Below are 11378 nucleotides of genomic sequence, written 5' to 3'. Positions count from 1 at the left end.
GGAAAAGTTACACCAAAGCCGCGATCGCACTCTTCCTCAGTAATCAGTAGAACTACCCTAAGCTTCATTCCTCAGTGAACATTTTTCTTCTATAAAACTCAATAGTCTTTCCTCAAACTCATTCAAATACGGGCGTTTCAACTCGCCCAGGTGCTTCAGCACAGCACGAGCAGCTTCTTCTAAATTCTCGTTTTCCCGTAACCTATGAATGCGATCGCTCAAGGACTGCATCTCCTTACACTCCTGGGGCAGGTAGTTAAATGATTTCAGATGCTTCACCCCTATGGTGTACTCGCCATCCCAGACTCTCACGGTGCAACTAAAATCATTCACTCTTGCGACTATCCCCCAGCAGCCACCCTTACCCCTGAGTTCGGGGTTGTCCTTAACTAAGATTTGGCAGACTTCGCCGATTTGGTAGGTATTGGGTACTTGGGTACGCTCCATTATGCGCTGCACAACATCTTTCACAATCCTACCAGTTGGCACTTTCCCACCAGCAACTTGCACTGCCTGCTGCCATGCAGTGCGCTGGACTTCTGGCTCTAGGGCAACCAAGGGGCGTACTTGACGTTCGTTTGTCGGCAGTATTTGTAAACCACTTGTTGATATTTCGACATTTTGTAAACCAATGGTTGACATTTGTGGAGGTTGTAAACCATCTGTGGTTATTTCCGCATTCTGTAAACCAATGGTTGACAAATTCTCCATAACTGTCGCCGCAGCAATTTTATAGGTTGCTGCCATTCGTGTATAACCAAACCGTGAACGGCAATACTCCTCAAAGGTTTTGTGCGTGGAACGATATAATCTGCGATCGCGGAGTTCCATCAAAGCCTTCCCCGCTTCAAAAAACGCCCGCTCCACTTTCCTCTCCAGGTGCAGGCGATCGCTAATTTCCTGCTCGGTTAGTTCTGGAACTTCAACAGCAGTAACGTTAATTGTTGCTGTAGCTGGGTTTTCTTCAACAGAGATATTCTCAAAGTCTTGGTCATCTGGTGGTTTGCTCTCACTGGTTGAAGCAAAGGTAATCTTTTTGCGCTTCGGTGGTGATTTGTTCATCAGTCCACCTCTGGCTGAACAGTGGGTGAACGAATATCAAGTTGTGCCATGATAAGGATGTAACTATATTAAAATTTATTCCCCAAACCTTTTGCTGAGGTTGGGGTTTTTTGTTTGCTTGTTACATATAGTAGATTTGCATCAGCAATCACTCTTGAGTAAAGTTGCTTGATTTGTAATTTCTAATCTCTCGTTTTCCATGCAGGGATCACTACTCGTCTTAATTGCTTTATGCATACCAATACCTTAGCCAAAATAAGAGGATGAGGAGAGAGGGCCGATGTAGTAGAGTTATTGTCTCTCACAACGACAACTCAAAAACTACAATCAGCCCATGTCCGATATCTTATCACTGCTACAATGCTTGCTACCGCAGATAAACGCTACGACGATGCGGCAATTGAACCAGATAATCCTGGCTATGTTAGCGATGAGCGGACGAGTCACGATGTTGGGAATTTCCCGTTGGGCAGGCATTGGTGGTAGTTATCGGACGATGTTGCGGTTTTTTCATACAGTAATACCTTGGGCTACATTGTTTTGGCTATTTTTCCGCAAGCATTTGTTCCGTGCGAATGAGGTATATTTGCTTGCAGGAGATGAAGTTGTAGTCAGTAAATCGGGTAAAAAGACTTATGGATTAGATAGATTCTTTTCTAGCCTAGCCAATAAACCGATATCAGGATTATCTTTCTTTGTATTATCATTAGTGAGTGTTGAACAGAGGCACTCGTTTCCGATTCAGATAGAACAGGTAATAAAGAAAGATACTCAAACAAAAAGTACCTCGACAATCGAAAAACCAAACAAAAAAGAAAAGCGTGGGCGTGGACGACCAAAAGGAAGTAAAAACAAAAATAAAAAGGAAGTGATATTAACATCTGAATTAATACTAATTCAGAAAATGATTGGTTCACTATTCAAGTTATTAGCTAACTCTATTTCCCTCACCTACTTGGTAGTAGATGGTCATTTTGGTAACAACAATGCTTTGCAGATGGCACGTCTTGTCAACTTGCAGATAATTTCCAAATTGCGCCATGATTCAGCATTATACTTCCCTTATGAAAATCCTGACTCCAGTAAGCGCTCTCGTCGTAAATACGGTGATAAGCTAGACTATCGTAATATACCTGACAAATACTTATGTAAAAGTGCTATTGAGGATGATATTCAAACTGATATTTATCAAGCCACTCTTATTCACAAAGAATTTGCCCAAGCTCTCAATGTAGTGATTTTGGTCAAAACCAATCTTAAAACTAATGCTTGCAGCCATGTAATTATTTTTTCTAGCGACCTAACTCTGTCATTTGAAAAAATTATCGACTATTACAAACTCCGTTTCCAAATCGAGTTTAATTTTAGGGATGCCAAGCAGTTTTGGGGATTGGAAGATTTTATGAACCTGAGCCAAACTGCCGTGACTAATGCTTCTAATTTAGCATTTTTTATGGTCAATTTATCCCACCATCTTCTCGCTGATTTCCAGCAACTCAATCCCGGTTCTGGCATTATTGACCTTAAGGCTTACCATCGTGGTTTTCGATATGTTCGTGAAATGTTAAAAATGCTTCCCGAAATCCCTGAGCCTATTTTATTAACCCAGATTTTTGCCAAGCTTACTTCTTTAGGACGTATTCATCCCGTTTCCACTGGCGTTGAACCCTCGTAAATTGGCAGAGGTATTGGCATACAGCAAATATTATTAACTTATTATTCACACATTGTGTATACTTGTTGCAACAAGTTCGGTCGGACTTGTTGCATTCATAAAATTAAACCCGTCAGATGTCTGACGGGTTTTCTGGTACAGGCAAAGATTTTATCGCCTGCGCTATTGTTTCATGCATTTGCCTGAGAGAGCTATTCTCTTCTCTCAGGCTGCTGATTTTTTTGTTACTTCATCTTCCAAGAAAGCAACTTTCTTTTTGAGGTTTTCTACTTCTGCATAAACCTGGCCTATATCAGGCAATAACCGTGCTTCTTGAGCAAGGTAATCATTTATCCAACTTATAAGTACTTCTGAAGCATTCTTGCCCTCACTCTCAACTCTTTGCATAAATGCATTCTTTGTCTCCTTGTCTATTCTGACGACCAATCGATCATCCTTTGATAACTCTTGCTTGCTCATATAAGGCGCTTGAATCAGTTCTAGCTTATTCTGTCTGATCTTTAGTGATTTTGGTACAACATTGTTGACACACGTTTTACCATGTTATACCATTGTGATAACACCAAATACAAAAAGCGCTCGCCCACAGCCTGGAAAACTTTGGGAGCGATCGCCTTTTGTTCCAATTAAGGAAACCTTATCATGACATATCCGAAATACACACAGCAAGCCCTTTGCCACTATAACCTACCCCGACTCAAAAGAATCGCCGCCGAACGTGGCATAACACCCACCGGGGACAAAAGAGCAGCTGACACCTGGGTAAACGCAATCATCGCTCACCAATCCACCAAGCTTCATAAAGTCACGGACAACCAAGCCCTTGCCCAAGGCGAACTCGACCACTTCATCGCAACCCAAGCCCAAGCCGTAGCTCCCGAACCCCTCACAATAGTCGAAATCTCGTTTGACCATCACGAATATTACGCTGATGACAAACTGATAGCCAGCATCAGCCATGACGACAACCACTTAACGCAACGCTGGGTAGTCATGGTCAACGATAAAGAAGTATTTCGTGCCAACACTTTAATGCGTTGCGATCGCTTCATCTGCACTCACTACAAAGACGGTTCATTACCTGTGCAGGAACAACTTGCAACACCATGCACTACTGGTAACGAAGTCATGGCGCAGATTTTCAACGAATGCGAAAAATACGGCTTTGAAATCCTCGACGATGGGATTTGCCACAACGACGTGAAACTGGGCGAGGTTGGCTGTACTGACGGCGGCTGGTGGGTAATGCGTACTGGGGAACGGCAGCAAATGCCGTGTGACTCGGCAATGGATGCTGTGGGGTGGCTGTCGATAGTGGACACACTACCCCATGCAGAAGCGGTTGACTGCGAAGAATTGCTAGACCGACCGTTTGTAATGCTGGTCCCTGATAAATGGCAACGGTTACGGGTGTATGAGCCAGTTGCAGCAAGCCGTGAGTTAGTAACAGCATGATTATTTTCATTCCAGGCGATCGCAGTTGTCAAGCAAAACAAAGTTGAAAATTTCTCACAGTTGATACCAAAAGCCTTGGCTTCCTTTCCACAAATTAGTTTCTGCGTGGGGAAATTTTGCAAAATCTTTATTGTTAGGAGATTGATATTCCTGATGGTGTACAGGTAAACTCGCTGGTTGGGAAGCTGAGGGTGCTAGCAGATGAAGTACTGTCAGATGAAGTCCAGCCCACAAGAACTTGGCAAGACCAGCTTGGACGAAAATTTGACGCAAATAGTTACGCTCAAGAGTAGCCATTTCGTCTTGGAGGGTAACAGCTTGGCAGGGGATTTGCCAACTAGTGAGAGCCATACAGATCCCTGGAGGAAGAGTTTCCGCTGTAGCGGTAGGAAATTGATGCGTCAAGATAAATGGAGAACCTATAGCCGCAGCTAGGGCAACTGTATCCCGAAAAGCTGAGGTTAGCACTTCACTGCTATCAAATCCCTTTGACGCTTGAGCTTCCAGAGAGTGTGCTAGGGATTCATAGTACCAGATGATTTCTGTTCCCATTTCCCTTGGCAGAAAAGACTCTTCAGGTCGCTCTCCGATGCGGAAGAGTTTTAAATCTGTCAAAGTAGTTTGTTTATCCATTTGTTCCCACTGCTGCAATGCTTCAAGCATGTCCTGTAGAATATATGGCTGTCCGTTGAGAGGGCTAGAACAAGTAGCCATTGGCAGGAGCAACAACTCCGGGTGGTCTAAGTAAAAGCGAGTATTGTTAATAATATTCCAGAACTCACGCCCTAACCAAATATCCATCACTGTTCCTAGCTGCTTGACTAAGAGGAGGCCATACCGAGATAAAGCTAAGGTGGGATCTAAAACACAAGCATAGCGCTGCTGGCTAAATTTGACAGAAAAGTTAGCTGATGAAGCAATCATCATCTTTCCTCCCCAAGAAAGACAAGTTATAAAGTTGTTTGCTGTTCTTAAGAATAACCCTCGAAAAAAATGCCCTCGTATCAGTTATATTGGGCGGCTGCAACTATGTTGCTGACGCTTTAGCCTCTTTGAGACAATGGGTAGACGGGGCATTTTTTGGACTAGTAGTCTGCCAAGGAAACAATGCAAAGGTGGTTAGCAGAGAGGCAGAGGGGAAAGAACTTGTATAAGCCTCTCCTCTGCTCCCCTGCTCCCCTGCTCCCCTGCTCCTCTGCTCCTCTGCCGACCTCCACCCAGCAATTTTGGGTTGGCGAACTACTAGGAACGTCCTCAGAGCCAAGGTTAAAGACAATAAAGGAAATATAATGAATTTCTCATTCTTGAACTCAATTCGATAGTCACACATTTGTGTGTCACTCATTTGTGCTACCAAAAATAAGTTCTGCAAGAATATGTGACTAGCAAATATCTGACTATAGTTGGTAGGCTCCCTGGATATAGTAACCGAGTAATTAGTAATTCGTAGTTCGTAGTTAGCGCTCTTAGTGATGACGAATTATCTAATTGCGAATTGGAGCAAAGCGATATGACTATGTACCTGACACACTAAGCCGGATCAAACAGGTCAGCCAAAACATTGTGCTGGGAGAGCAAACCGATGAATATTTATGCTAATGGCAATGGCAGAGGTAAGACTGCAATGGAGTTCGAGGCAAATTCCTACTCTGAGTTGGAATTAGATTATTTCAAGGAAAATCCCAAAACAGCTTCTGCCTTTAAGTCCAAACGCAAGGATGAAAGGGAATTTAACCTTAAGCAGACTTTGCAAAGCATTAGTAAAGTAGCTAGTCGAATTGCACCCCTTGCCCAATATTTGGCTCCTATAACTGCCAACATGATTGTGAATGCTGTGCCAGGAGCAAAGAGGAACTTCAATCCCTTGACTGCTCAACTCCTGTACCCCTTGCTCCAAAAAGGCGATCGCGATAGCAGGCGTAAGGAAGCAGAATTTTTTGGCACGCAAGCGGCAGACGTAGAAGTGGCGAATACAGGAATCGCTCACGAGGCTGCCTTAACAGAAGTGCTAGCAGCAGAAGCCAGTCATACAGAAAGCGAAAGTGAAGCGGCTGCCTTAATTGGTACGGCGCTCCCGATCGCTTTCAGGGTGATGGATGGGCGACAACTGCTCCGTCCTGTCTTGCCCATGCTGTTAGTAGCCACTGCCCGCCTCGTCCGCTTTCTGCACCGCCACAGCCGTGATAGTCGCCGCTTGCTCCGGCTTGTACCTACCATCCTCCGCCGGACGGTTGCCAGCCTCCTAGCTGCTAGGCGTTGGGGTTGTCCGATGACATCAGCGTTAGTTGGCTGCGTTGTGGCTGCCCAGACAAAACGGGTTTTAGGCAATTCCCAATTAGTTTACCAATCTATTACCCGCAATGCCCTGATTCGGATTTCAACCGTCGCTGCTGCCCCCAGGAACCCATTGGGCTATCGGAGAAGTTTTCAGAGGGACTTTTCTTAGCTTTCTTCTGAAGACAAGTGATAAGTGTTTTACTCAATTCACATGGAGAACTTGAACCATGACACTTTTTGAAGCACCATCTGCCCACGAGGCAACCAATTACAGCCATCCTTATTCCAACCCAGAATTTGAAAATGAGTGGGAAACTAGCTACGAGGCAACCAATTACAGCCATCCCTATTCCAACCCAGAATTTGAGGATGAGTGGGAAAATAATCCAGAATCCCACTATAGCCATCCTTATTCCAACCCAGAATTTGAGGATGAGTGGGAAAATAATCCAGAATCCCACTATAGCCATCCCTATTCCAACCCAGAATTTGAAAATGAGTGGGAAACTAGCCATGAGGCAACCCATTACAGCCATCCCTATTCCAACCCAGAATTTGAGGATGAGGGAGAATATTTTTGGGGTGGAATCAAGAAATTTGCTACGAAAGCATGGAAAGTTGCAGCTCCCCTTGCCAAGAAATTAGCTCCTAAGCTAGCAGGCACTTTGGTCGGGATGATACCAGGTGTAGGAGCCGTTGCTGGTCCGCTTGCAGCCAAACTCGCTGGTGCCTTAATTAAAGAAGGCGAAATGGAAGCTGTGCAAATGGAAGCCGAATTTTTTGGCACTAATGAAGCAGAAGCAGAAGTTGCCAATACAGAAACTGCCCATGAGGCTGCACTGACCGAGTTTCTGGCTGCCCAGGCAGCAGAAGCGACCACCGAAGCAGAAGCAGAAGCAGCGATCGCCGCTTCTCTACCCATCAGTATCTCCATTACGGGCGGACGGCGGGCATTAAGACCCGTGATGCCAGTCCTAGCCCAGGCTACTGGACGACTAACACGCTTATTACGCCAACAAGGGCCAGCTGGAAAACAACTGCTGCGAACCATCCCCACAATTCAACGCCAAACAGCTGCCACTCTCAAAGCTGTAGCTCGTTCCGGTCAGCCAATCAACAGTGCAATGGCACTCAAAGCAATGGCAAATGCCACCAATCGCGTATTAAGCAATCCCCAACGCGTGCAAAAGGCGATCGTCCGCAATGCTGTTTTACGCCAGCGCACCGCACCCCCAAGCCCCCGCAGAACTGGGGCTGGTCAATGCCCTACTTGCGCTGGTTCCATCGCTCGCTGAAATTCTCTTGCAGAGGAAGGCTCTAACTATGACAACCCCACCTGTCTCCACTGTCAAGCAACCCCCAGAAGGAGCCACCTCTGTTGAGAAGAGTGGAATGAAGGGGTCGGCAACTCCAAGTGAACAGCGCCTTTTGGACAACTGGCTGAATATCCAAGCCATCAACCTGATGCGCCATGCCAAATCCCTCCGCCCCTTTACCAAGGATGAATTTGGCACAGGGCCAGTGTCTCCCAGTGAGGCACATATTGAAGCAGTTAACCGCTTTATTGACAAATTCCGTAGCAAAGTAGTGGAAAGGGCGCGTTGGGTGGAAGCTGCTGCTAATGCTGCTCGCCAGGAACCTACCACAGAACGGTTGCAGGTGCTGTTAGAACGCAAGCAAGTTGTGGGCGATCGCGTTCTTTATGTCGAAGGGATTTGGGACTTTTATTTCGATCTATTCGTTCAACGCTTGTCTAGCTTTGGTGAACGGTTGCGTTCCATAGATAGAATTGCTGCAAACTGTTACGAAGACCTTTATGTGGGTTTGGGAACAGCTCAACCCACTCCCAATCTGCTGCCTTTTAGCTACGCCGATAGTGGCTTCAGTCCGATGACATTCCGGCGGGGAGTTCCGATGCGACGGCTACGCCATAACCCCAACCTCTTTCCATTGATTGTGCTGCCGCAACATCGCTTAGATAATGTTTGGGCATTGTCCAGTGTGCTGCATGAAGTATCTCATAACCTGCAAGCCGATTTGGGATTATGGGAAGAAATTCCCGCCCGTATTTACCAACGGCTGACTACTGAAGGGAGATTTTCCCCAGAAATTGCCAGGGTTTGGGCGAACTGGCATAAAGAAACGATGGCAGATATGTTTGCCTTAGTTTTAGGGGGACCTGCGGCAGTAGAATCGCTGATGGATGTGGTGGGGCGATCGCACAAGAGTACAGTCCGGTTTAGTGCTTTTTCTGTACATCCTACCCCTTATCTACGGGTTTTAATTAACTTGATTCTGCTGCGGCGGTTGGGATTTGACAAAATGGCAGGCGATTTAACCAGGGTTTGGCAACGCCTTTATCCCCGCCTCACCCCACAAGATATTCCCCCGGCTTTTATGAAAAGCTTCTATCCGGCAGCGGAAATGGTCGTAGATACAATGGTATTCCAGCCCTATCGCCAGTTTGCCAATAAATCCTTAGCCCAAGTGGTTAAGTTTGGTATCCCAGAAATGGAGATGATTAAGTTAGCCGGACAGCGTTTAGCCGCAGGGCAAGATGTAGGCACAATTCCCCTGAGATTTACCATTAGTGCAGCGAGATTTGCGTTGGATAAACAGTTAGCTAGTCCACAAATAATTACTGATAATTTTTACCGCATTTTAGGCAGGAGGTAGAGTTATGGCTGAATTAACGGCAAAAGATAAAAACAATTATGAAGACTTGAAAAAGGTTTTTTCAAAGCACAATACAACAAAAGATGAAAATGAGGTTCTCAAACACAGCCTCAATGTTTTAAACATTGACACAAACCCAAATAATACGGACGAATTGCGCCAAAAAATTGAGGAATTAGAGTTTTATTTGAAAATACTCAAACGTTTGGGAGAAGAGCTATTTAAAGTAGATGCTACCAAGCTTTCATCTAATCCTAAAAATAAAGAAGAAAAGGAAAAGTTAGAACAAGACTTTCTTAATTTGCTGACAGAACTAAAATATTCTTTCAAAGTGGTTGCAGAAAAACCCCTAGATTCGACAGGGGAAATAGAAGAATTATGTTCTAATAGTGTAATTCTTGGTTTTTTGCAAGACACAGACATCGTTGTTAAGCAAAATACACAAGCTTTACTAGAAAACCGTATTCCCAATTTAAGTGAGGAACAAATTAATAATTTAACCAGTGCTTGGGGAACGGCTATTAATGAATTTGTTGAAGATGCGAGACAATCTGGTGGCAAATTAGAACCTGCAAACCCTGAAGAACCAGGTACACAGAAAACTCTTGCAAATTTCTTTTGCCTTCATAACGAATTGGAACTTATCTACAGTAGATTGGCGGATACAGAGACGCTTGGAAGACTTTCTTAAAACATTATTTCTCAGAATAATTTGATTGTCTCCACAGATTTATCTATGTTTTTACATCTAATTATTTTCACCTATCTAACAGGAAGGATTGCAGATTTATGGCGATAGATGATCTATCTTTAAGTAAAATATACGCTCAACAGTCTAAAGCGTTGCGGACTGGATTGATGGCGCAACTTTATGGCATTAGCCCATTTTATGCACCTGGAAATGACTCAGGAAATCGAGGAAATTTGTTAATTAGTGATTTTTTAGGTGCTTTCAAACGCTATGCCGGGAATCAACAAACTGCCTATGATAGCGGTTCGATACAATCTAGTAGCACTAATACTTCTAATCAGTGGGAGCGAGTTGTTGATCGCGCCATCAATCGGGCTCTAGGCAAGTCTCCAGGACAAGGCGGAAATAATTTTGTCAATGCTCTCAATGCAGCTTTTCCTCAAAATGGCTATGGTCAAGCGGCTATAATTGTTATTGCTAACAATACCAATAATTTAGGCAGTAATGAATTATTAACCGAAGTTTCCACAGAGCAAGCAATTCTCTATCGTCAAGTTAATACTAATATGGCAGATGCCTTGAAGGTATTAGCAGAAATTCAATACTTTTCTCCTAAAGTCGATAAAGAGAGTGTTGAAGCTTTAAGAGAATTAATCAGGGGACGAATTCTGTTTCTGGTGGAAGAATTTCGTCGGGCTGACGAACCGCGAGCAAATTTAGTTAAATTCTATCTCTACTCCCTTGATGAATATACAACGGAGTTTGGCAGAAAAGCATCTCTGAATAATCCCAACTTGGGAGTAACTATCGAAGATGAAGAGCAGACTACTAAATATAGGTTGCTGAAGTCTTACATAACAAATCTCAGTCAGGCTTGGACAACGTATTACAAGAGGGAACGATCAGAACTTGGGAACTCTCTCAGTATTAGAGTTGATCGAGCGAGAGTTTTGTTACCTATAGTTGCTCAAGCAAACTTAGATTTTAGCAACTCCTTGGAATCGGTAGGCTTGAGTGAAAACGAGCGTCGTTCCCGCGCTAGTTTGTTTAGTGCGATCGACATACCCCCCATTTTGCCGCAAAACCAAGTTCAAAGCCCAAGTAGTTCTCGCCGTAGTTCGTCTAGTGAGAGCAACACATCGTTAATGTTGCGGTCAAACCAAGTTCAAAGCCAAAGTAGCGGAAGTTTCTCATCACAGAGTCTACCTATTCTCGATCCAGCCTACATAGCTAGTTGGTTGCCGAAGCTTACCGTCAGCGACTTGATCGACTGGTTAGATAAATATGCAAATATAGAAGCCCCCAGTGCTTTAGATAGTACCTACGGCATCGATTTTGTCACCGATCAAGCCGATCGCCTCTTTTGGACGATCGCACCCGTTGTCGCCCATATCAAATTTATTCCCACAAATCCGTCTGGTTCTTCCACTCTGAAACAAATTCTCTCCAACGAACGAGTAACTTGGGCTTTGGATAATATTTTAAGTCAACTGAATGCTTTAGCCGATCAAGCGGCCTGATCAGCGATCGCCAAATCGCAAT

11 protein-coding genes are annotated in these 11378 nt (G+C 44.4%); 7 read left to right on the top strand and 4 right to left on the bottom strand.

Going from position 1 to position 11378, the window contains the following annotated elements; all coding sequences use genetic code 11:
* Nucleotides 1-57: 57 nt before the first annotated feature.
* Entirely contained in the window at nt 58-1062 is a 1005-nt protein-coding gene (locus tag QUD05_RS00510; RefSeq protein ID WP_289794479.1) for a hypothetical protein, read from the bottom strand.
* A 334-nt stretch (nt 1063-1396) separates the two neighbouring features.
* On the opposite strand from QUD05_RS00510, the gene QUD05_RS00505 reads away from it, so the two are divergent.
* Entirely contained in the window at nt 1397-2737 is a 1341-nt protein-coding gene (locus QUD05_RS00505) for a transposase (RefSeq protein ID WP_289794346.1), read from the top strand.
* 204 nt (nt 2738-2941) lie between these two features.
* Here the strand turns inward: QUD05_RS00505 and QUD05_RS00500 are convergent, their stop codons facing one another.
* Nucleotides 2942-3196: a hypothetical protein gene (locus tag QUD05_RS00500; protein WP_289794478.1), complete on the bottom strand. Its 255-nt coding sequence runs from the start codon at nt 3194-3196 to the stop codon at nt 2942-2944.
* Nucleotides 3197-3379: 183 nt separating this feature from the next.
* Between QUD05_RS00500 and QUD05_RS00495 the strand changes: the two genes are divergently transcribed.
* Nucleotides 3380-4192, top strand: a complete 813-nt coding sequence (locus QUD05_RS00495) for a hypothetical protein (RefSeq protein WP_289794477.1) — start codon at nt 3380-3382, stop codon at nt 4190-4192.
* Between the two features lie 54 nt (nt 4193-4246).
* On the opposite strand, the gene QUD05_RS00490 is transcribed toward QUD05_RS00495, so the two are convergent.
* Nucleotides 4247-5119 carry a hypothetical protein gene (locus QUD05_RS00490; protein WP_289794476.1) on the bottom strand — a complete coding sequence of 291 codons (873 nt, stop codon included), beginning with the start codon at nt 5117-5119 and terminating at the stop codon, nt 4247-4249.
* 100 nt (nt 5120-5219) lie between these two features.
* The gene (locus QUD05_RS00485) at nt 5220-5537 is read right to left on the bottom strand and encodes a hypothetical protein (RefSeq protein WP_289794475.1); all 318 of its coding nucleotides are present in this window, start codon (nt 5535-5537) and stop codon (nt 5220-5222) included.
* A 237-nt stretch (nt 5538-5774) separates the two neighbouring features.
* Between QUD05_RS00485 and QUD05_RS00480 the strand changes: the two genes are divergently transcribed.
* From QUD05_RS00480 to QUD05_RS00460, 5 genes are all read left to right on the top strand, one after another.
* Nucleotides 5775-6638, top strand: coding sequence for a hypothetical protein (locus QUD05_RS00480; protein WP_289794474.1), 864 nt, complete (start codon nt 5775-5777; stop codon nt 6636-6638).
* 58 nt (nt 6639-6696) lie between these two features.
* Entirely contained in the window at nt 6697-7764 is a 1068-nt protein-coding gene (locus QUD05_RS00475; protein WP_289794473.1) for a hypothetical protein, read from the top strand.
* A gap of 28 nt (nt 7765-7792) precedes the next feature.
* Nucleotides 7793-9145: a hypothetical protein gene (locus QUD05_RS00470; protein ID WP_289794472.1), complete on the top strand. Its 1353-nt coding sequence runs from the start codon at nt 7793-7795 to the stop codon at nt 9143-9145.
* Between the two features lie 4 nt (nt 9146-9149).
* Nucleotides 9150-9836 carry a hypothetical protein gene (locus QUD05_RS00465; protein WP_289794471.1) on the top strand — a complete coding sequence of 229 codons (687 nt, stop codon included), beginning with the start codon at nt 9150-9152 and terminating at the stop codon, nt 9834-9836.
* A 98-nt stretch (nt 9837-9934) separates the two neighbouring features.
* Entirely contained in the window at nt 9935-11356 is a 1422-nt protein-coding gene (locus tag QUD05_RS00460; RefSeq protein WP_289794470.1) for a hypothetical protein, read from the top strand.
* The last annotated feature ends 22 nt before the right edge of the window (nt 11357-11378 follow it).

The sequence above is a fragment of the Nostoc sp. GT001 genome, assembly GCF_030382115.1.
Lineage (GTDB): Bacteria > Cyanobacteriota > Cyanobacteriia > Cyanobacteriales > Nostocaceae > Nostoc.
Note: the sequence above shows the minus strand (reverse complement) of the source record. Positions and strands in the feature narration are given on the sequence as shown.